The organism is Acidovorax sp. GW101-11A03 (assembly GCF_059424825.1).
In genome coordinates this window covers 117,155-136,153 of the sequence record NZ_JBWKZU010000003.1, presented here as the reverse complement: position 1 = coordinate 136,153, position 18,999 = coordinate 117,155, and the positions used below count along the sequence as shown (strand labels likewise).

General features: G+C 67.3%; 19 protein-coding genes. 14 read left to right on the top strand and 5 right to left on the bottom strand.

The features are described 5' to 3' along the window. Nucleotides 1-27 precede the first annotated feature (27 nt). Nucleotides 28-471 carry a helix-turn-helix domain-containing protein gene (locus AC07Z7_RS02745; RefSeq protein WP_252658568.1) on the bottom strand — a complete coding sequence of 148 codons (444 nt, stop codon included), beginning with the start codon at nucleotides 469-471 and terminating at the stop codon, nucleotides 28-30. Between the two features lie 104 nt (nucleotides 472-575). Between AC07Z7_RS02745 and AC07Z7_RS02740 the strand changes: the two genes are divergently transcribed. From AC07Z7_RS02740 to AC07Z7_RS02690, 11 genes are all read left to right on the top strand, one after another. Then, the gene (locus AC07Z7_RS02740; RefSeq protein WP_494765241.1) at nucleotides 576-1,073 is read left to right on the top strand and encodes a DUF2938 domain-containing protein; all 498 of its coding nucleotides are present in this window, start codon (nucleotides 576-578) and stop codon (nucleotides 1,071-1,073) included. A gap of 58 nt (nucleotides 1,074-1,131) precedes the next feature. Further along, the gene (locus AC07Z7_RS02735; RefSeq protein ID WP_494765240.1) at nucleotides 1,132-1,731 is read left to right on the top strand and encodes a flavodoxin family protein; all 600 of its coding nucleotides are present in this window, start codon (nucleotides 1,132-1,134) and stop codon (nucleotides 1,729-1,731) included. Continuing rightward, a complete protein-coding gene (locus tag AC07Z7_RS02730) occupies nucleotides 1,728-1,976 on the top strand; it encodes a DUF2798 domain-containing protein (RefSeq protein WP_291468830.1) in 249 nt (82 codons plus the stop codon). Before AC07Z7_RS02735 ends, AC07Z7_RS02730 begins: the two co-directional genes overlap by 4 nt. A gap of 80 nt (nucleotides 1,977-2,056) precedes the next feature. Next, nucleotides 2,057-4,027, top strand: a complete 1,971-nt coding sequence (locus AC07Z7_RS02725) for a sensor domain-containing diguanylate cyclase (RefSeq protein WP_494765239.1) — start codon at nucleotides 2,057-2,059, stop codon at nucleotides 4,025-4,027. A gap of 169 nt (nucleotides 4,028-4,196) precedes the next feature. After that, nucleotides 4,197-4,967 (top strand): molybdate ABC transporter substrate-binding protein, encoded by a 771-nt coding sequence (modA, locus tag AC07Z7_RS02720; protein WP_494765238.1) that lies wholly within the window; start codon nucleotides 4,197-4,199, stop codon nucleotides 4,965-4,967. 161 nt (nucleotides 4,968-5,128) lie between these two features. Then, nucleotides 5,129-5,809 carry a molybdate ABC transporter permease subunit gene (gene modB, locus AC07Z7_RS02715; protein WP_494765237.1) on the top strand — a complete coding sequence of 227 codons (681 nt, stop codon included), beginning with the start codon at nucleotides 5,129-5,131 and terminating at the stop codon, nucleotides 5,807-5,809. 7 nt (nucleotides 5,810-5,816) lie between these two features. Then, the gene (gene modC / locus AC07Z7_RS02710; protein ID WP_494765236.1) at nucleotides 5,817-6,941 is read left to right on the top strand and encodes a molybdenum ABC transporter ATP-binding protein; all 1,125 of its coding nucleotides are present in this window, start codon (nucleotides 5,817-5,819) and stop codon (nucleotides 6,939-6,941) included. A 170-nt stretch (nucleotides 6,942-7,111) separates the two neighbouring features. Then, nucleotides 7,112-8,239 carry a saccharopine dehydrogenase NADP-binding domain-containing protein gene (locus AC07Z7_RS02705; RefSeq protein WP_494765235.1) on the top strand — a complete coding sequence of 376 codons (1,128 nt, stop codon included), beginning with the start codon at nucleotides 7,112-7,114 and terminating at the stop codon, nucleotides 8,237-8,239. Next, complete coding sequence (locus tag AC07Z7_RS02700) at nucleotides 8,236-8,622, top strand: DoxX-like family protein (RefSeq protein WP_094288461.1); 387 nt, start codon at nucleotides 8,236-8,238, stop codon at nucleotides 8,620-8,622. Before AC07Z7_RS02705 ends, AC07Z7_RS02700 begins: the two co-directional genes overlap by 4 nt. Next, nucleotides 8,619-9,104, top strand: a complete 486-nt coding sequence (locus AC07Z7_RS02695) for a DUF2269 family protein (RefSeq protein WP_494765234.1) — start codon at nucleotides 8,619-8,621, stop codon at nucleotides 9,102-9,104. Before AC07Z7_RS02700 ends, AC07Z7_RS02695 begins: the two co-directional genes overlap by 4 nt. A gap of 15 nt (nucleotides 9,105-9,119) precedes the next feature. Further along, complete coding sequence (locus AC07Z7_RS02690) at nucleotides 9,120-10,820, top strand: ABC1 kinase family protein (RefSeq protein ID WP_494765233.1); 1,701 nt, start codon at nucleotides 9,120-9,122, stop codon at nucleotides 10,818-10,820. Nucleotides 10,821-11,003: 183 nt separating this feature from the next. On the opposite strand, the gene AC07Z7_RS02685 is transcribed toward AC07Z7_RS02690, so the two are convergent. Genes AC07Z7_RS02685 through AC07Z7_RS02675 form a run of 3 tightly spaced genes read right to left on the bottom strand, consistent with a single transcriptional unit; the run spans nucleotide 11,004 to nucleotide 13,302 of the window. After that, on the bottom strand, nucleotides 11,004-11,843 hold the full coding sequence (locus AC07Z7_RS02685) for an ABC transporter substrate-binding protein (protein ID WP_165773887.1): 840 nt from the start codon (nucleotides 11,841-11,843) through the stop codon (nucleotides 11,004-11,006). Next, on the bottom strand, nucleotides 11,840-12,568 hold the full coding sequence (locus AC07Z7_RS02680; protein WP_494765232.1) for an ABC transporter ATP-binding protein: 729 nt from the start codon (nucleotides 12,566-12,568) through the stop codon (nucleotides 11,840-11,842). Before AC07Z7_RS02680 ends, AC07Z7_RS02685 begins: the two co-directional genes overlap by 4 nt. Next, complete coding sequence (locus AC07Z7_RS02675; RefSeq protein WP_094288452.1) at nucleotides 12,565-13,302, bottom strand: ABC transporter permease; 738 nt, start codon at nucleotides 13,300-13,302, stop codon at nucleotides 12,565-12,567. Before AC07Z7_RS02675 ends, AC07Z7_RS02680 begins: the two co-directional genes overlap by 4 nt. A 63-nt stretch (nucleotides 13,303-13,365) precedes the next feature. Between AC07Z7_RS02675 and AC07Z7_RS02670 the strand changes: the two genes are divergently transcribed. The 3 genes from AC07Z7_RS02670 (at nucleotide 13,366) to AC07Z7_RS02660 (ending at nucleotide 17,092) form a co-directional block, all read left to right on the top strand. Continuing rightward, nucleotides 13,366-14,490 carry a substrate-binding domain-containing protein gene (locus tag AC07Z7_RS02670; RefSeq protein WP_494765231.1) on the top strand — a complete coding sequence of 375 codons (1,125 nt, stop codon included), beginning with the start codon at nucleotides 13,366-13,368 and terminating at the stop codon, nucleotides 14,488-14,490. Between the two features lie 182 nt (nucleotides 14,491-14,672). Then, nucleotides 14,673-15,293, top strand: coding sequence for a TRAP transporter small permease subunit (locus tag AC07Z7_RS02665; protein ID WP_291467558.1), 621 nt, complete (start codon nucleotides 14,673-14,675; stop codon nucleotides 15,291-15,293). A 14-nt stretch (nucleotides 15,294-15,307) separates the two neighbouring features. Beyond that, nucleotides 15,308-17,092, top strand: coding sequence for a TRAP transporter large permease (locus tag AC07Z7_RS02660; RefSeq protein ID WP_494765230.1), 1,785 nt, complete (start codon nucleotides 15,308-15,310; stop codon nucleotides 17,090-17,092). 591 nt (nucleotides 17,093-17,683) lie between these two features. Here the strand turns inward: AC07Z7_RS02660 and AC07Z7_RS02655 are convergent. After that, a complete protein-coding gene (locus tag AC07Z7_RS02655; RefSeq protein WP_252658581.1) occupies nucleotides 17,684-18,766 on the bottom strand; it encodes a TRAP transporter substrate-binding protein in 1,083 nt (360 codons plus the stop codon). Nucleotides 18,767-18,999: the final 233 nt, after the last annotated feature.

Genomic DNA, 18,999 nt, shown 5'->3' with positions numbered 1-18,999 from the left:
CCTCAGCGGGGTCTTGGCGCAGGACCGTCAGGCCGCCCTGCGGCGCAGCCCCTTGACCGGCTTCGCCAACTTTTGCTGACGCGCCAGCGCGCCATCCGCCGCCGCCTTCAGCAGCCGCTGGAAGGACGGGCATTGCGCATGGCTTTCGGCCGGGCAGGCCGCTGCGTGACGCAGGCCGTTGCTCATGGCCTTGAGGCGCTTGACCATGGCATCCAGCTCGTCGGCCTTGGCCGAGAGCAGTTGCCGGTCGATGTGGGGCTCGCCACCAGGCAGGAACATGGAGCGGATCTCGTCCAGCGAGAACCCCGCCGACTGCCCCAGCGCAATCAGCGCCAGCTGGTCCAGCACGCCGGGCGCAAACCGGCGCCGCTCACCCGGCGGGGCCACCGAGTGCACCAGGCCCTTTTCTTCGTAGTACCGCAGCGTCGATGCCCGCAGGCCCGAGCGTTTGGCAACTTCTGCAATGTCCATAAAAACCTCCAGCAAGCCCTTGACTTCAAGTTGACTTGAACTTCTACAGTCCATTCAACCGTGAATTCAACCCGTTTTCACGTCCACCGTCCAAGGAGTTTTTTATGGCTTTTCAATGGCAAGACCTTCCGCTCGCCCTGCTGATCGGCATCGGCGCCACCGCCGTCATGGACGCCTGGCTGGTGCTGCTCCATCGCCTGGGCGTGCCCACGCTCAACTTCGCGTTCATCGGCCGCTGGGTGGGCCACCTGCTGCGCGGCCAGTTCGCCCACGCGGCCATCGCCAAGGCGGCGCCCATCCGGGGTGAGACAGCCTGGGGCTGGCTCACGCACTACGCCGTGGGCGTGGGTTTTGCCATGGTGCTGGTGGCCATCCAGGGCACGGACTGGGTGCGCAGCCCCACCCTGCTGCCCGCATTGGCCCTGGGCCTTGGCACCGTGGCCGCGCCGCTTTTGGTGATGCAACCGGCCATGGGCGCGGGCTTTGCCGCATCGCGCACGCCCACGCCGCTCAGGAACTGCCTGCGCAGCCTGGCCAACCACACCGTTTTTGGCTTCGGCCTGTACCTGTCCGCGCTGGCCATCGGCCTGGTTTCACGATGACCGCCTCCCGCGCCCTCCCCCTGAAGCCCCCTCAGAAACCACCCAAGGAAACCACACCATGCAACACATCGCCATCATCTATCACAGCGCCCACGGCCACACCGCCCACATCGCGCAGCAGGTCCGCCAGGGCGCTCAGGGCGTGCCCGGCATCCAGGCCGAACTGATCCGGGCCGAAGACCTGGCCCACACCCCAGACTCCCTGCTGCGCTACGACGGCGTCATCCTCGGCTCGCCCACCTACCTGGGCGGGGTTTCCGGCCCGTTCAAGGCCTTCATGGACGCCACCGGCCGCCTGTGGAAGACGCAGCAGCTCAAGAACCGGCTCGCAGCAGGCTTCACCGTGTCGTCGCTGCCTGCGGGCGACAAGCAGTCCACGCTGCTGTCGATGTTTGTGTTTGCCATGCAGCACGGCATGGTGTGGGTGGGCAACCCCATCCTGCCCGAGCAGCATGCCGGTGTACCGTACGACGAGGCCGCCAACCGGCTGGGCTCGTGGTCGGGCCTGATGGCGCAGGCAGGCCACGGGTCCCCCGCCGATGCCTTTGCCCCAGGGGATGTGAAGACGGCCCGGATGTTTGGCCGGCATTTTGCGCAGACCCTGCAGCGCCTGGATACCGTTGCTGCGCCACAGCCCCGTGAGGAGATCGCCGCATGATCCCCGCCCGCTATGGCCCCGCGCTGTTCAGCCTGATCCTGTCGGGCACCATGTCGCTGCTGGTGTCTGGCATCGCCACCTACCGCACGCTGCCGCCGCACCAGGGCTTTGTGGGCCCGTGGATGAGCGCCTGGCTGACCGCGTGGCTGCTGGCGTTCCCGGCCGTGATGCTGGCCGCCCCGCTGGCCCGCCGGGCCGTGGCCCGGCTCACCACACCCGGCGCCACGCGGCCGCACCGCCGCTGAAATGCGGCAGCAACCTCGGCCTGGGGCTCGCAGCAAAAACCGCGTTTCGCAGCGCCCCAAAAGCGGCTACGCTGCGGGCCATGAACACCCCCACGCTCCCGCCACGCACCGTGCGCCTGCGCCTGCGCATGTGGCTGCTGGGCCTGTCGCTGCTGACGACCCTGCCGCTGCTGGTGTTTGCACTGTCGGTGGTGTGGGAGTTCAAGGAGTTCCAGCAGCGCACCCTGGTGGAGCAGCTGGAACGCCGCAGTGACGAGCTGGCCCACACCGTGGCCGAAAAGCTGCACAGCACCCTGGGCACCCTCAATGCGCTGGCCGAATCCGATGCCGCCCTGGCGCTGGATGCGCCCGGCCTCTACCTCCACGCCAAGCGTGTTGTTGCCCGCGACCCCGACATCCGCGCGATCACCCTGGTCACCCAGGACCGCATCCTTTTCCTGACGGCTGCCCCGTTTGGACGCACCGACCTGCCCGTGAGCGCCGCCAGCCACGTTGCCACCGCGTTGCGTACCCAGAGTCCGAATGTGTCCGGGCCATTTTTATCCCCGGTGAGCCCCATCCAGGTGGTCGCACTCACCGTGCCGCTGGCGCGCGAAGGCGAGGCCACCTATGCGCTGCGCGGCATCCTGGCTGTGGACTCGCTCAACAGCCTGGTGGCCGCTGAACGCCTGCCCGCAGGCTGGATTGCGGGCATCGCCGACGCCGAAGGCACCGTGGTGGCACGCAGCCACGATGCGGCGCGGTATGTGGGCAAACCGGCCAGCGCATCGTTCCGGCAAGGCATCCTCTCCGCCGGACAACCCGCCCCGTTCCTGGGCGCCACGCTGGAAGGCACGCCCACCATGAACCTGGTGCGGCCCGTGTTCGGCTTTGACTGGTACCTGGGCGTGGCGGTGCCGCAGACCATCCTGCACGGCCCCCTGACGGACATGCTGTGGCACATGGCGGGCCTGGGCCTGCTGTGGATGGCGCTGTCGGTAGTCACCGCCATGGCGTTTTCGCGCTACCTGCTGCGCCAGATGAAGGCCGTGGCCCACGCCGTGGACGGGTCTGCCGATCCACGCAGCAGGCCCGTGCCCCTGCGGGTGTCCGAGCTGGCGGCCATTGCCGAGCAGTTTGATGCCACCCGGCGCAGCGAGGCGGCCATGCGCGGCGACCGCGACGTGGCCGTGAGCGCGCGCGAACAGGTGCAGGATTTGTACGACCACGCGCCCTGCGGCTACCACTCGCTCGACCATGAGGGCCGCGTGCTGCGCATGAACCAGACCGAGCTGCAATGGCTGGGCCTGCCGCTGGCACTGGTGCAGGGCCGGGCCTATTCCGACTTTCTGACACCGGCCAGCCAGCAGATCTTCCAGGACCGCTTTCCCCAGTTCATGCACGAAGGCCACATCAAGGACCTGGAGATGGAACTGCTGACCGCGTCCGGCGAGGCCATGCCCATCCTGATCAGCGCCACCGCCATCCACGATGCCCAGGGCCGCTTTGTCGCCAGCCGCTCCACCGTGTTCGACCATACCGAGAAGAAGCGTGTGCAGGCCCAGCTGGAGCGCATGGCGCGCAGCGATGCACTGACCGGCCTGAGCAACCGGCGTGACTTCTACGACAAGGCCGAGCACGAAATCGCCCGCAGCCGCCGCAGCATGCAGGTGTTCTGCGTGCTGATGCTGGACGTGGACTTTTTCAAGAAGATCAACGACGAGTACGGCCATGCCGGGGGCGACGATGTGCTGGTGCAGCTGGCGCAGTTGCTGGTGGCCCAGTTGCGCAGTGTGGACCTGCCCGCCCGCATCGGCGGCGAAGAGTTTGCAGTGCTCATGCCCACCACCCCGCTGGCCGAAGCGGTGACCGCCGCCGAGCGCCTGCGCCTGGCCCTGCAGACCACCCCAGTGGCCCTGCGCGATGGGCGCGCCGTGCATGTCACGGCTTCCATCGGGCTGGCGCAATGGGGCCCGGGCGATGCCGATATCGAGGCCACCCTCAAGCGGGCCGATGCGGCGCTCTACCGGGCCAAGGCCCAAGGACGCAACCAGGTGTGCACCGAAGACTGACGTCCATCAGGCGGCCTGCTGCACGGCGGCACGGCGGTGCCACCGACAAGGTCTCCGCTCATGCGCCCCTGGCTCCCATCCCCCAACAAGCCATCGCGGACAGGCCACCAGCAGGGTGTCTATACTCGCTATTCCAAATATGAATAACGACTCCCTCGCATCCACCACCATGCTCCAGCACCTCGCCCCCGCGCTTCGCGCCATCGTTGGGTGGTTCGGTCTCACCCTGGCCTCCGTACAGACGGCGCAGGCCGACACCGTCTCTGTTGCAGTGGCCGCCAACTTCACGGCCCCCATGCAGAAGATTGCTTCAGCTTTCCAGGCCGACACGGGCCACAAGGCCGAGCTGTCGTTTGGCGCCACCGGCAAGTTCTACGCGCAGATCAGCAACGGCGCACCGTTCCAGATCCTGCTGTCGGCCGACGACACCACCCCCGCCCGGTTGGAGAAGGAAGGCAAGGCCGTGGCCAACGCGCGCTTTACCTATGCCATTGGCACGCTGGTACTGTGGAGCGCCCAGCCCGGCTATGTGGACGCCCAGGGCAGCGTGCTCAAAACCGGCGACTTCAAGCACCTGGCCATTGCCAACCCCAAGATCGCGCCCTATGGCATGGCAGCCATGCAGGCCATGGACAAGCTGGGGGTGACCGCACGGCTGCAGCCGCGTTTGGTACAGGGCGAGAACATTGCACAGACCCACCAGTTTGTGGCCACCGGCAATGCGCAGCTTGGGTTTGTGGCGCTGTCGCAGGTGATGGCCGACGGCAAGATCACGAGCGGCTCGGCCTGGCAGGTGCCCGCCGACTTGCACGAGCCTATCCGCCAGGATGCGGCCCTGCTGGAGACAGGCAAGGGCAATGCGGCGGCCCTGGCGCTGATGCAGTACCTCAAGGGTGACAAGGCCAAGGGCATCATCCGGTCCTACGGCTATAGTTTCTGAGGCCGTTGTGCATTAACTTAAACAAGCAAAGCCGATCACGCTGAGCTTGTCGAAGCGCTGCGCGAAGCTTCGACAAGCTCAGCCCGAACGGCCCTGATGAATCGAACGCGCTGCCGGACAAGACCAAGGACCGCGCGACCGCAAAACTCTATTCAACACCTATGCCCTTCTCCAGCGCTGACCTGGCGGCCATTGGCCTCACGCTGCGGCTGGCAGGCACCACCATGGTGCTGCTGCTGGTGCTGTGCACGCCGCTGGCCTGGTGGCTGGCGCACACGCGGTCGCGCTGGCGCGGCCCGGTGTCGGCGGTGGTAGCGCTGCCCCTGGTACTGCCCCCCACGGTGATCGGTTTCTATCTGCTGATCACCCTGGGGCCCCAAGGCCCTATCGGGCAATTCACCCAAAGCCTGGGGCTGGGCACGCTGCCCTTCACCTTCTGGGGCCTGGTGGTGGGCTCGCTCATCTATTCGCTGCCGTTTGCGGTGCAACCGCTGCAGCACGCGTTCGAGGCCATCGGCAGTCGGCCGATGGAGGCCGCTGCCACCCTGGGAGCGGGCCCGCTGGACAAGTTCTTCACCGTGGCGCTGCCGCTGGCCCGGCCGGGTTTTGTCCATGCCGCGATCCTGAGCTTTGCGCACACGGTGGGCGAGTTCGGCGTGGTGCTCATGCTGGGCGGCAACATCCCTGGCGTGACGCGTGTGGTGTCAGTGCAGCTTTACGACCACGTGGAGGCGCTGGAGTATGCCCAGGCGCACTGGCTGGCAGGGGGCATGGTGGTGTTCTCGTTCCTGGTGCTGCTGGGCCTGAACCTCACGCGGCGCCGCGCCCCCCTGGTGTCGTGAGGCAATGATGGAAACCGCATTGCCTCTGCCCTCCATCCACGCCCGCCTGCACCTGGTGCGCCCAGGCTTCACTCTGGATGTGGACCTGCATCTGCCTGGACGCGGTGTGACGGCGCTGTTCGGCCCCTCGGGCTGCGGCAAGACCACCTGCCTGCGTGGCATCGCGGGCTTGACCCGCAACCATCCGAACCCGAGCCTGGCCCGCGCCCGGCCCGGCCGCGTGGTGGTGAACGGCGAGGTGTGGCAGGACGACGCCGCCCACCTCTGGCGCGCTACCCACGAGCGCGCGCTGGGCTATGTGTTTCAGGAGGCCAGCCTGTTCGACCACCTGAAGGTGCGCGGCAACATCACTTATGGCCTGCAGCGCACGCCGCCCGCGCGGCGCCAGGTGGCGCTGGAGCAGGCCGTTGAACTGCTGGGCATCGGCCATCTGATGGAGCGCAAGCCCCAGGCCCTGTCGGGCGGCGAGCGCCAGCGTGTGGCCATTGCGCGCGCGCTGGCCACCAGCCCGCGCCTGCTGCTCATGGACGAGCCCCTGGCCGCGCTGGACGCACAGCGCAAGGCCGAGGTCCTGCCCTATCTGGAGACTCTGCACCGCGCGCTCGACATCCCCGTGCTGTACGTGAGCCACGCCATCGACGAGGTCGCACGGCTGGCGAGCCACATGGTGCTGCTGCGCGAAGGCCGCGTGCTGGCCCAGGGCCCCACGGGCGAGCTGATCACCCGCCTGGACCTGCCCCTGGCCCATGGCGATGCAGCCGCCACGGTGATTGACAGCACCGTGCAGCAGCATGATGCGCACGACCACATCACCACCGTGGGGTTCAGCGGCGGGCAGTTACTGCTGGTCAGCCCCACGGCGCACGCGCCGGGCGAGGCATTGCGCCTGCGCGTGCAGGCGCGCGACGTGAGCCTGGCACTGGCCGCGCCCGAAGACAGCAGCATCCTCAACATCCTGCCCGCCACCGTGGTGGCCCTGGCCGAAGACAGCCCGGGCCAGTGCATGGTGGCGCTGGACGCCGGGGCCGCGCGGCTGCTGGCACGGGTCACCCAGCGGTCGGCCCAGGCGCTGGCGCTGGCGCCGGGCCGGGCTGTTTTTGCGCAGATCAAGGGCATTGCCATCGTGAACTGACCCCGCTCAAAGCCAGGCCGCACCGACCGTATGATGGCCCGCAGACACACAACACAAAAGGGGAGGACGGGGTGGCCATGGCGTGGAAAAAACAAAGTCATCGATCAACGACCGGCGCGTACGCGCGACTCCATGAAGGCTTGCACACCAAGCCGCGCGGGGCCTAAACCATGGGAACACTCAAATCCCTGGTCCTGGGCGGCTACGGCAACTTTGGCGCACGCATCTGCCGCGCACTGGCGGGCGACCCGGCCACCCACCACGGCATCGAACTGCTGGTGGCAGGCCGTGATGCCACCCGCGCCCAGGCCCTGGCGCACACTCTGGGCCACGGCGCGCAAGGCATCGCGCTGGACCACCAGGCACCCGGCCTGGCCAACCGGCTGCGCGCGCTGGGCGTGGGCCTGGTGATCCACACGGCAGGCCCCTTCCAGGCACAGGCCTACGGCGTGGCCCAGGCCGCTGCCGAGGCAGGCGCGCACTACATTGACCTGGCCGACGGGCGCCGGTTTGTGTGCGACTTTCCGGCAGCGCTGCAGGCCCCCTTTGCGGCGGCCGGGCGCACCGCAGTCACCGGAGCCAGCACCGTGCCCGCACTGTCGTCGGCCGTCATCGACCACCTGTGCGCAGACTGGCAGCACATCGACAGCATCGACATCTGCATCGCCCCTGCACAGCGCGCGCCGCGCGGCGAGGCCACGCTGGCCGCCGTGCTGAGCTATTGCGGACTGCCGATCCCCGTGTGGGAGGGTGGCCGCTGGCAAGCCCGGCGGGGCTGGGCCGCGCCCACGCCGGTGCGGTTCCACCGCCTGCGGCCGCGCCTGGGGGCAGTGTGCGACATCCCAGACCTGGAGATTTTCCCGGCCCACTACCGGGTGCGCGACCGCGTCCTGTTCCGCGCGGCCCTGGAAGTGGGCATCGCGCAGCGCAGCTTTGCCACCCTGGCCGCCCTGCGCCACTGGGGGCTGCTGGCCCACCCCGAAAAGCTGGCGGGGCTGCTGCACCGCAGCGGCGGCGTGCTCGACGCCCTGGGCACCCCCTTGGGCGGCATGGTGGTGCGGGTGGCAGGTGCCGACGCCCAGGGCCAGCCGCGCCAACGCGCGTGGCACATTGCGGCCGACAACGACCACGGCCCCGAGATCCCCTGCATGGCCACCATCCTGCTGGCCCGGCAACTGGCCGCCGGGCAGGCCCTGCCCACTGGCGCACACACCAGCACCGGCCTGCTGCCGCTGGAGTCTTTTACGCCCGAGTTTGCAAAGTGGGGCATGGTGACAGACACCGTGGAGGAGGCATGACGCCCGCCGCCCATGCGCTGCTGCGCTGGAGCCTCGTCTTCGTGTGGCTGGCCACGGCCCTGGTGAGCGTGGTGGAGCTGAACGGGCAAAGCCGCGCACTGCTGGTCAGCCTGCCCCCTGCGTGGAGCAGCATTGCAGGATTGGCGCCCTCACTCATCCTGGCCGGAGCTGCCGCCGATGCGGCGCTGGGCGCCTGGATGGCCTGGCGGCCCGGCCGGGCGGCCTACCTCGCAGCCCTGGTGCTGATGGGGATCATGACCCTGCTGGCCAGCGCCATCGACCCGTCCTGGTGGCTGCACCCGCTGGGCCCGCTGACCAAGAACCTGCCCATTGCCGCCATCCTGCTGGTGCTGCTGCAGGACGAACGCGCGAAGTCCCCATGAGCCTGTACCTCACCCTCAAGTGGCTGCACATCGTCTCCAGCGTGCTGCTGGTGGGCACGGGGCTCGGCTCGGCGTTCTACATGTTCTTCACCAACCGCAGCGGCAATGTGCAGGCGCAGGCCGTGGTCACGCGTCTGGTGGTGCGGGCAGACTGGTGGTTCACCACGCCCACGGTGCTCATCCAGCCCGCTACGGGGCTGGCCATGGCGGCCATGGCGGGCCTGCCCTGGAGCACACCGTGGCTTGCTGTGTCGATCGCGCTGTACCTGGTGGCCGGGGCCTGCTGGCTGCCCGTGGTGTGGCTGCAGCTGCGCATGCGCGACATGGCAGCGCAGGCCGCACAAAGCGAACAGGGCGACGGCGTGCTGCCCCCGCTGTACTGGCGCTACGCCCGCTGGTGGGAGGCGCTGGGCTACCCCGCCTTTGTGGCCATGGCCGTGGTGTTCTACCTGATGGTGAACAAGCCTGTGCTGGGCTTCTGAACCTATGATGGCCCCATGCTCATCGAAACGCTGGACACGGCCCGCGACCTCGGGCGCCTGAAGGAAATCCTGGGGGTAATGGTGCGCCACGGCTTTGGCGACACCGTGCGCCGCATGGGCCTGGCCGACCGGCTGGAGCGCGCGGGCCAGGCGCTGAACTGGACGCATGCTGCCGACCTGGCCCGCGTGGAGCCGCCCGTGCAGGTGCGGCTGGCGCTGGAAGAACTGGGCCCGGCGTTCGTCAAGTTCGGGCAGATCCTCGCGGGCCGGGCCGATCTGTTCGGCCCCGAGTGGATTGCCGAGTTCGAAAAACTGCACAGCCAGGTGCCCGCCGTGCCCTTCGATGCCCTGCGCCCGCAGCTGCGCGAAGACCTGGGCGCCGAGCCCGAAGAGGTGTTCGCCTGGTTCGACACCACACCGCTGGCTGCGGCCTCCATCGCCCAGGTGCACCGCGCCCGCCTGCATGGCGGCACCGAAGTGGTGGTCAAGATCCGCCGCCCCGGCATTGCCGACACCATCCACGCCGACCTGCGCCTGCTGCAACGCCTGGCCGCGCTGGCCGAGGCCGAGCTGCCTGCGCTCAAGCCCTACCGGCCGCAGCAGCTGGTGCGCGAATTCGCACGCTCCCTGCGGCGCGAGCTGGACCTGGCGGGCGAATGCCGCCAGGCCGAGCGCATCGCCGCCAACATGGCCGAAGCGCTGCCCCACATCGTGATCCCGCGCGTGCACTGGGCCTACACCCGCGAGCGCATCAACGTGCAGGATTTCATCGACGGCACACCCGGCGGCGCGCTGGCCGCGCTCACGCCCGAGGCGGGTTTCAACCGCCGCGTGCTGGCACAGCGGGGCGCGCAGGCGGTGATCAAGATGATTGTGGAAGACGGCCTGTTCCACGCCGATCCGCACCCGGGCAACGTGTTCTACCTGCCCGGCAACCGCATTGCCTTCATCGACTTCGGGATGGTGGGGCGGCTGTCGCAGCGGCGGCGCGACGAGCTGCTGCAACTGCTGCTGGGCCTGGTGGAGCACCAGCCCCAGGCGGTGGCCGATGTGCTGCTGGACTGGACGGGCGACGCCCAGGGCCTGAACCTGGGCCAGCTCGAAACCGAGGTCGAGGCCTTTGTGGACCAGTACCACGGCGTGCCGCTGGCGCAGCTGAGCCTGGGCCAGATGCTGGCGGACGTGAGCGCCATCCTGCGCGAGCACCGCCTGGGGCTGCCACCCGACCTGGCGCTGCTGATCAAGGCCTTCATCTCGCTCGAAGGCATGGGCCGCAACCTGGACCCGGGCTTTCACATGGCCACCGAAACCCTGCCCGTGCTCCAGCAGGTGGTGCGCCACCGCTACCGCCCTGAGGCGCTGGCCGGGCGCGCCTGGACCGCGCTGCGGCGGGTGCTGGCCACGGCGGAGCAGCTGCCGGACGACCTCTCGCGGCTGCTGCGCAATGCGCGGCGTGGGCACCTGCAGGTAGGCATCGAGCTGGCCCACCTCAAGCGCGTGGGCGACCAGATCGACCGCTCGGCCAACCGCTTGGCCATGGCGCTGGTGATTGCGGCGCTGATCATCGGCTCGTCCATCGTGATGACCGTGAAGGGCGGGCCCACGCTGTTCGGGCTGCCCGCGTTTGGTTTTCTGGGCTTCTTTGGTGCCGTGGTGTGTGGGCTGTGGCTGGTGCGGGCCATCTGGCGCAGCAGCCATCACCGGGATGACGACTGAGCATGCAGCTGCCGGGTTGCGCCCCTTCGCGCGAGCCCGACCTGCCTTGCTAACGTGACAACCCGCACAGCCCCTGTCGCCTGGAAACTGGCGCGGCGCAAGCCCGTGCCACCATGGAACCGGCTCCGCAGGGCCACCGGTGGCGTCCCCTTGGGGGGATGGCGCGAAGCGACTCAGGGGGATTTACTTTCCAGCGTTGGGGAAGAACAGCTGCTCGCCCCCGATCTTGTAGCCCGCGATGGCCTGCTGGCCAGCGGGCGACACCACCCAGTCCACAAACTTCTGCGCGTCCTGCGCCTTCACATGCGGGTGCTTGGCGGGGTTGACCACCATCACGCCGTATTGATTGAAAAGCCTGGTGTCGCCTTCGACCAGCACGGCCAGGTCGGCACGGTTCTTGAAGTTGAGCCAGGTACCCCGGTCGGCCAGCACGTAGGCGCCACTCGACGCGGCGATGTTGAGCGCCGGGCCCATGCCGCAGCCGCATTCCTTGTAGCCGCTGCCCTTGGCCGTGTCGGCACCCGCAAGCTTCCAGTAGCGCAGCTCGGCCGCGTGCGTGCCGCTCTTGTCGCCGCGCGAGACAAAGTTGCCGTTGGCCGTGGCCAGCTTCTGCAGAGCGGCCACGATGTCCTTGCCCTTGGTGCCCATCGGGTCGCCCTTGGGGCCGATCAGGATGAAGTCGTTGTACATCACGGGGTAGCGCTTCACGCCCCAGCCGTCGGCCACAAACTTCTCTTCGGCGACCTGGTCGTGCACAAACAGCACATCGGCATCACCCCGGCGCGCCATGTCGAGCGCCTGGCCGGTGCCCAGGGCCACCACCTTCACGTCCAGGCCACTGGCCTTCTTGAACTCGGGCATCAGGTGGCCAAACAGGCCCGACTGCTCGGTGGACGTGGTGGACGCCATGGTGATGTTCTGGGCGGATGCTGGGCCATACGCTACAAAAACAGTAGCTATCAGCACATACTGGACGCGCGCAAGAGGCTTAAAAAGCTTGAAGTTTTTCGTCATCGCCATCATCCCAGTTCTCCCTTGACAAACAAACGGGCGGCCTCTGGCAGGGGGCCGTTGAAAAAGTCGTGCACCGGCAGATCGGCCACCAGGCGGCCATGCTCCAGGTAGATCACACGGCTGGCCAGGCGCTTGACCTGGCCCAGGTTGTGGCTGCTGAACACCATGGTCACCGGGTGGGCCGGGCCCGCCGCGCCGTGGCTGGCGGCAAAGTCGGCCATCAGGGCTTCGACCTCGCGCTTGGCATGGGGGTCAAGGCTGGCGGTGGGCTCGTCGAGCAGCAGCACATCGGGCCGCAGCGCCCAGGCGCGGGCCAGCGCCACCCGCTGCTGCTGGCCGCCCGACAAGGTGCGGGCGTTCTGCGCAGCGATGTCGCGCAGGCCCACGCGCTGCAGCGCCGTGAGCGCCTGCAGCCGCGCATCGCGCCAGCGCGTACCGCGCAGCCACAGGCCCAGCGCCACGTTGTTCTGCGCGCTGGTGCGCAGCATGTGCGGGCGCTGGAACAGCATGGCCTGGCGCAAGGTGGCATCGCAGTGCAGGCCGCCTGCCTGGGTGCCCGCCAGGCCATTGAGCACGCGCAGCAAGGTGCTTTTGCCGCTGCCGTTGGCGCCCACCAGCGCCACGCGCTCGCCGGGGGTGATGCGCAGCGTGACCTGCTCCAGCGCGGGCACGCGGCCGTAGCGCACCGTCACCTGGCGCAGATCGGCCCACGCAGTGCTGGGTGGGCCGCTCATGCCGCCACCCCCACCGCCGTGCCGCTTGCCGAGCCGTCCACCCGCTCGCGCCAGCGGCGCAGCAGCGCAATCAGCACATTGAGCGCCAGCACCACGGCCAGCAGGATGATGCCCAGCGCCAGCGCCAGGGGCAGGTCGCCCTTGCTGGTCTCCAGCGCAATGGCCGTGGTCATCACGCGCGTGAAGCCGTCGATGTTGCCGCCCACGATCATCACCGCGCCCACCTCGGAGATGGCGCGGCCGAACGAGGCCAGCAGCACCGTGAGCAAGGCATAGCGCTCGTCCCAGGCCAGCAGCAGGGCCCGCAGCAGCGGGCCTGCGCCCATGGAGCGCAGCTGCTCGCCGTGCGCGCGCTCGGCGTCTTCCACCACCTGGCGCGTGAGCGCCGTGACCACAGGCAACACCAGAATGGCCTGCGCCAGCACCATGGCCTTGAAGCTGAACAGCCAGCCCAGCGACCCGAGCGGCCCGCTGCGCGACAGCACCAGGTACACCACCAGCCCCACCACCACCGAGGGCACAGCCAGCAGGGTGTTGAGCACCGCCAGCGCCGCCCCGCGCCCCGTGAAGCGGGCCACGCCCAACCAGGCGCCCAGCACCAGGCCCATGCCACAGGCCAGCAGACAGGCCGTGGCACTGACAGACAAGGAGCGGCCCACGATGGTCCAGAGGACGGGGTCGGAGGAGAGGGTGAGTTGCAGCGCTGTGACCGCGCTTTCGGTGAGAGTGGACATGGGCCAGAGGATCGGTTTGGGCTATCGTAGGCACCCATCCAATATCCAGCGATATGAACGTCCGTGCATAGGGTCCAACTTCACTACACACTCAGCAAGGATGCAGGCAACGCCCTCATCCGCAACCCGCTGCCCGAGCTGCTGCAGGCCGTGGCAGAACATGGCTCCATCTCGGGTGCCGCACGTGCGTTGGACCTTTCGTACCGCCATGTCTGGGGTGCACTCAAGCGCTGGGAGGACCAGCTGGGCGGCGAGCTGATCATCTGGGGCAAGGGTCAGTCGGCCCAGCTCAGCGAGTTCGGCGCCAAGCTGCTGTGGGCCGAACGCCAGGCCCAGGCCAGGCTGGCGCCGCAGATTGCGGCGCTGCACGCCGACCTGGAGCGCGCGTTTGCCGTGGCCTTCGACCCCAACGCCCATGTGCTCACCCTGTACGCCAGCCACGACGACGCCCTGGTGGCCCTGCGCACCCATGCCGCGCAGGCCGATGCGGGCGCACTGCACCTCGACATCCGCTTCACTGGCAGCGTGGACGCGATCCGCGCGCTGAACGAAGGGCGCTGCACGCTGGCGGGCTTCCACACCGTGGAGCAGGCCGGGGCCGATTCGCTCACCGCCCAGACCTATCAGCCCCTGCTGCAGCCGGGCCTGCACAAGATCATCGGCTTTGCCCAGCGCACGCAGGGCCTCATCGTGGCTCCAGGCAACCCGCTGGGGCTGCACAGCCTGCAGGACGTGGCCCGCACCGGCGCACGCTTCTTGAACCGGCCCCTGGGCACGGGCACGCGAGTGCTGCTGGACGACCTGCTGGCCCAGGAGGGGCTGGATGCGCAGGGCATCGTCGGCTATGCGCTCAACGAGCCCTCCCACACTGCCATAGCGCAGGCCGTGGCCGCCGGAGCCGCCGATGTGGGCATGGGCATCGAGCTGGCCGCGCGCGCGCGCGGGCTGGACTTTGTGCCGCTGGTGCACGAGCGCTACCACCTGGCCTGCCTGAAAGCCAGCCTGGACCAACCCGCCACGCTCGCCCTGCGCACCCTGCTGCAAACCCCTGAATGGCTGGCACACATGGCCACCCTGCCCGGCTACACCCCCCTGCGCTGCGGCGAGGTGCTGGCCATGAGCACGGTGCTGCCCTGGTGGCAGTTCAACGGGAAAAAGCGGGCAACGGCATCTAGGAAGAAACCCTAATTGCTCTATTTTTGATAGCTAAAGAACTAGAGCCTGCTGAGGGATAACACCGTCACGCATCCGTCAGCCTGGGCCTACAGTGCTCCGTAGAATCGCGCCGTTGTAAAAGTTTGTCGATCCGCTGCGCCCACCCGCGTGGCGGCCCGGCACATCGTACGCACAGCCTTTTTATTGGAGACACCATGCAGGCTCTATTGAAGTTATCAAGGGGGATCGACTGGCTTAACACCCAGGTCGGCAAATACGTGGTCTGGCTGATCCTGGCCTCCACCATCATCAGCGGCGTCAATGCCGTGGTGCGCAAAGCGTTCAACATCAGCTCCAACGCCTTCCTGGAAGTGCAGTGGTACCTGTTTGCCGCATCGTTCCTGCTGGCCGCAGGCTACACGCTGCTGCAGGGCGAGCACGTGAAGGTGGACGTGATCTCCAGCCGCTTCTCCAAGCGCACGCAGATCTGGATCGACGTGTTCGGCTACATCGCCTTCCTCACGCCCATGTGCCTGGCCGTGCTCTGGTATGGCATTCCCTTCTTCACCCGCGCGCTGGCCTCGGGCGAAATGTCGAACAACGCAGGTGGCCTGATCCGCTGGCCTGTGTATCTGATGATGCCGCTGGGCTTTGCGCTGCTGTGGCTGCAGGGCATCTCCGAGCTGATCAAGCGCCTGGGCTTCCTGCAAGGCCTGATCGAAGACCCCACGCTCAAGAAAGTGGAGAAGACGGCCGAGGAAGAGCTCGCCGAATCCATCCGCAACCTGGCTGAAGCCGCCAAGGGCAACGGCAAGAACAAGACCGAGGCCGTCTGAGCGGAGCACACACCATGGAATTCATTGCACACAACCTGGCCCCGATCATGTTCGCGGGGCTCATCGCCTTCCTGCTGGTGGGCTTTCCCGTCGCCTTCAGCCTGGGTGCCTGCGGCCTTTTCTTCGCCTTCATCGGCATTGAACTCAACGTGCTGCCCGAGGCACTGCTGCAAGCCGTGCCGCTGCGCATCTTCGGCATCATGCAGAACGACACCCTGCTGGCCATTCCGTTCTTCACGCTGATGGGGCTCATATTGGAGCGCAGCGGGATGGCGGAAGACCTGCTGGACACCATCGGTCAGCTGTTCGGCCCCATCCGTGGCGGCCTGGCGCTGGCCGTGATCTTCGTGGGCGCGCTGCTGGCAGCCACCACGGGTGTGGTGGCCGCTTCCGTGATCTCGATGGGCCTGATCTCGCTGCCCATCATGCTGCGCTACGGCTACGACCGGCGCCTGGCTGCCGGGGTGATTGCCGCCTCCGGCACCTTGGCGCAGATCATCCCCCCATCGCTGGTGCTGATCATCATTGCCGACCAGATGGGCCGCAGCGTGGGCGACATGTACAAGGGCGCCTTCCTGCCCGGCCTGATGCTCACCGGCTTCTATGCGCTGTACATCATCCTGCTGGCCGTTTTTAAACCCCAGTGGGTGCCTGCCCTCCCGCCCGAAGCGCGCACGCTCAAGGACGACAACGGCAAGAGCGGCGTGCCTTCGCTGCTGGTGCTGACCGGCATCTGCGTGGCAGCCTCGATTTATGTTGCCAAGAACATGCCGGCCCTGCACAGCTGGTGGTCGGGCGAAGCGGTGGACAAGGTCGCGCTGGATGAAACCATTGTGGTCTCCATGTGCTTTGGTGTGGCCCTGGCCTTTGTGGCCGCCAGCATCAACAAGATCACCCGCATGGGCCTGCTCTCCCGCGTGGCCGAGCGCGTGACCTTTGTGCTGATTCCGCCGCTGCTGCTGATCTTCCTGGTGCTGGGCACCATCTTCCTGGGTGTTGCCACCCCCACCGAAGGCGGCGCCATGGGCGCGCTGGGTGCCGGCATCATGGCCATCATCCGTGGCCGACTGTCGATGTCGCTGCTCAAACAGGCCGTCACCACCACCACCAAGCTGTCGTGTTTTGTGGTGTTCATTCTGGTGGGCGCCAGCATCTTCGGCCTGACCTTCCAAGGCGTGGACGGCCCGCTGTGGGTGGAGCACCTGCTGACCGGCCTGCCCGGCGGCCAGCTCGGCTTCCTGATCGTCGTGAACATCATGGTGTTCTTCCTGGCGTTCTTCCTGGACTTCTTCGAGCTGTCCTTCATCGTGGTGCCTTTGCTGGCCCCCGTGGCCCACAAGCTGGGCATTGACCTGATCTGGTTCGGCGTGCTGCTGGCCGTGAACATGCAGACCTCGTTCATGCACCCACCGTTCGGCTTCGCGCTGTTCTACCTGCGCAGCGTGGCCCCGGCCAAGGAGTACATGGACAAGGTCACCAAGAAGATGATTGCGCCGGTGACCACGCCACAGATCTACTGGGGCGCCATTCCCTTCCTGTGCATCCAGCTGCTGATGGTGGGCCTGATCATTGCATTCCCTGGCATCGTCTCCAGCGGCCTCGACAAGGAAGAGGTCTATGACCTCGACAAGGTGCGCATGGAAATGGAAGCCACCATGCCCGGCGCGTCCGCCGAGGCCGCCGACCCCACCGCTGGCATGGAAGGCGCAGCAGCAGCCCCTGGCGGCGAGACTGCAGCGCCCGCAGCAGATGACCCGCTGAAGGCCCTGCAGGACTCGATGGCCAACGAGAAGAAGTGATGTGCAGCGGCTGAAGGGGGACGCCCCCACCCCTCAGCCCTCACGGCCCCCAGAACAAAGCCCCGGCGGATGCCCTCCGCCGGGGCTTTTTTCATGCACTCCTGCCAAACGCACCGGGCCCCACAGCCCAAACAGGGCGTGGCCGTTCCATGGCGTCGCAATGGTCCGCACACAAAGCCTCGTCACAAGCCGGTGGCCGATTGCAAGGAGAGAAGCGCGCTCTTCAATGGGGTGCACGGCCCGACGGGAGACAAAGACCCGACGGGAGACAAAGACCCGGCGGGAGGCAGGAGGAACGCCGCCAACGCATTCAGGGCATCAAGGGGGGGCTGCAAGCATGGCATGCACCCCAAGCGCTGGGCAGGACCCCACCCGAATATGCCGCACAAAGACCCATGCCCATGCGCGTGGCGGTCTACGGGATCACCCCGCACAGCAGCCGGTCTGTGGCGTGCGGCCACCCCACCCCGACGCTGCACAGGCATGGGCCCCACACAGGGGAAAACCGCAGGCACAAAAAAACCCGCCAGGCGAACCTGGCGGGTTGATCGTTGGAACCATGCGGCACCGAGCCGCACGGAGTCGCAGCGCTTAGACCTTCTGTGCAGACATGAAGGTGTCGTAGCGGGCTTCGGCAAAGCGGAACCACAGGATCTGGTCGCGCTGGAAGGTACGCATGTCGGCGTAGATCTTCTTCCACTCGGGGCTCTTGGCGTCGTTCTCGGCGAACACTTCCATGGCGGCCTTGAAGGATGCGTCCATCACCGCTTGCGAGAACGGCAGCACCTTGGTCTTGGCAGCCACCAGTTGCTTGAGCGCCGTGGGGTTCAGGGCGTCGTACTTGGCCAGCATGTCGATGTGGGCCACGTTGGTAGCGGCTTCGATGATGGCCTTGTTCTCGGACGACAGACCGTCGAAGGCCTTCTGGTTGACGAAGAAGTCCACTTCAGGACCACCTTCCCACCAGCCGGGGTAGTAGTAGAACGGAGCGACCTTGTTGAAGCCCAGCTTCTGGTCGTCGTAAGGACCCACCCACTCGGCGGCGTCCAGCGTGCCCTTTTCGAGGGCTTGGTAGATTTCGCCGCCGGGGATGCTCTGGGGCACGGCACCCAGCTTCTGCATCACTTCACCCACCAGACCGCCGCCCAGGCGCATCTTCATGCCCTTGAAATCGGCAGGCGACTTGATTTCCTTGCGGTACCAGCCGCCCATCTGCGTGCCGGTGTTGCCGCCAGCGAAGCTGATGGCGTTGTAGTTCGAGTAGAACTCGTTCATCAGCTTGCGGCCGTTGCCATGCAGCATCCAGGCGTTCATCTGGCGGGCATTGAAGCCGAAGGGAATGGCCGAGCCCAGGGCGAATGCGGGGTTCTTGCCGTAGAAGTAGTAAGGCACGGTGTGGCACATCTCCACGGTGCCTTGCTGCACGCCGTCCAGCACGCCGAAGGGAGGCATCAGCTCGCCACCAGCATGCACGGAGATTTCAAACTTGCCACCGGACATGGCCTTGACGGCCTTGGAGAACACATCAGCGCCACCGTAGATGGTGTCCAGCGACTTGGGGAAGCTGGAAGCCAGACGCCAGCGGATGGCAGCCTGGGCGTGGACAGCAGGCGCAGCGCCCGCAGCCAGCACACCGGCGATGCCGGCATGCTTGATGATTGAACGACGATCCATGAGGTTCTCTCCGATATATTGATTGCAAAACTTGGGCAGCACGCGTTGTGCACGGCAAGCCAAGGACTCGATTCAGCCGAGGGCCATTGTAGAAACATGCCCCCCGGGACTTTTGCGGGTTTTCCCGCGAAATCCGGCGCAGGCGGTGCACCTTCAGGCTTCTGCAAGCATCCGCTGAGCGGCGTGCAAAGACGCGCCCTGGCGGCGCGCGGCGCGGCTGCCGGGGCCCATCG

Bases quoted from the DNA above. Each gene is read 5' to 3' on its own strand.
- AC07Z7_RS02745 (WP_252658568.1), bottom strand. From the start codon at position 471: ATGGACATTGCAGAAGTTGCCAAACGCTCGGGCCTGCGGGCATCGACG.
- AC07Z7_RS02740 (WP_494765241.1), top strand. From the start codon at position 576: ATGGCTTTTCAATGGCAAGACCTTCCGCTCGCCCTGCTGATCGGCATC.
- AC07Z7_RS02735 (WP_494765240.1), top strand. From the start codon at position 1,132: ATGCAACACATCGCCATCATCTATCACAGCGCCCACGGCCACACCGCC.
- AC07Z7_RS02730 (WP_291468830.1), top strand. From the start codon at position 1,728: ATGATCCCCGCCCGCTATGGCCCCGCGCTGTTCAGCCTGATCCTGTCG.
- AC07Z7_RS02725 (WP_494765239.1), top strand. From the start codon at position 2,057: ATGAACACCCCCACGCTCCCGCCACGCACCGTGCGCCTGCGCCTGCGC.
- modA (WP_494765238.1), top strand. From the start codon at position 4,197: ATGCTCCAGCACCTCGCCCCCGCGCTTCGCGCCATCGTTGGGTGGTTC.
- modB (WP_494765237.1), top strand. From the start codon at position 5,129: ATGCCCTTCTCCAGCGCTGACCTGGCGGCCATTGGCCTCACGCTGCGG.
- modC (WP_494765236.1), top strand. From the start codon at position 5,817: ATGGAAACCGCATTGCCTCTGCCCTCCATCCACGCCCGCCTGCACCTG.
- AC07Z7_RS02705 (WP_494765235.1), top strand. From the start codon at position 7,112: ATGGGAACACTCAAATCCCTGGTCCTGGGCGGCTACGGCAACTTTGGC.
- AC07Z7_RS02700 (WP_094288461.1), top strand. From the start codon at position 8,236: ATGACGCCCGCCGCCCATGCGCTGCTGCGCTGGAGCCTCGTCTTCGTG.
- AC07Z7_RS02695 (WP_494765234.1), top strand. From the start codon at position 8,619: ATGAGCCTGTACCTCACCCTCAAGTGGCTGCACATCGTCTCCAGCGTG.
- AC07Z7_RS02690 (WP_494765233.1), top strand. From the start codon at position 9,120: ATGCTCATCGAAACGCTGGACACGGCCCGCGACCTCGGGCGCCTGAAG.
- AC07Z7_RS02685 (WP_165773887.1), bottom strand. From the start codon at position 11,843: ATGATGGCGATGACGAAAAACTTCAAGCTTTTTAAGCCTCTTGCGCGC.
- AC07Z7_RS02680 (WP_494765232.1), bottom strand. From the start codon at position 12,568: ATGAGCGGCCCACCCAGCACTGCGTGGGCCGATCTGCGCCAGGTGACG.
- AC07Z7_RS02675 (WP_094288452.1), bottom strand. From the start codon at position 13,302: ATGTCCACTCTCACCGAAAGCGCGGTCACAGCGCTGCAACTCACCCTC.
- AC07Z7_RS02665 (WP_291467558.1), top strand. From the start codon at position 14,673: ATGCAGGCTCTATTGAAGTTATCAAGGGGGATCGACTGGCTTAACACC.
- AC07Z7_RS02660 (WP_494765230.1), top strand. From the start codon at position 15,308: ATGGAATTCATTGCACACAACCTGGCCCCGATCATGTTCGCGGGGCTC.
- AC07Z7_RS02655 (WP_252658581.1), bottom strand. From the start codon at position 18,766: ATGGATCGTCGTTCAATCATCAAGCATGCCGGCATCGCCGGTGTGCTG.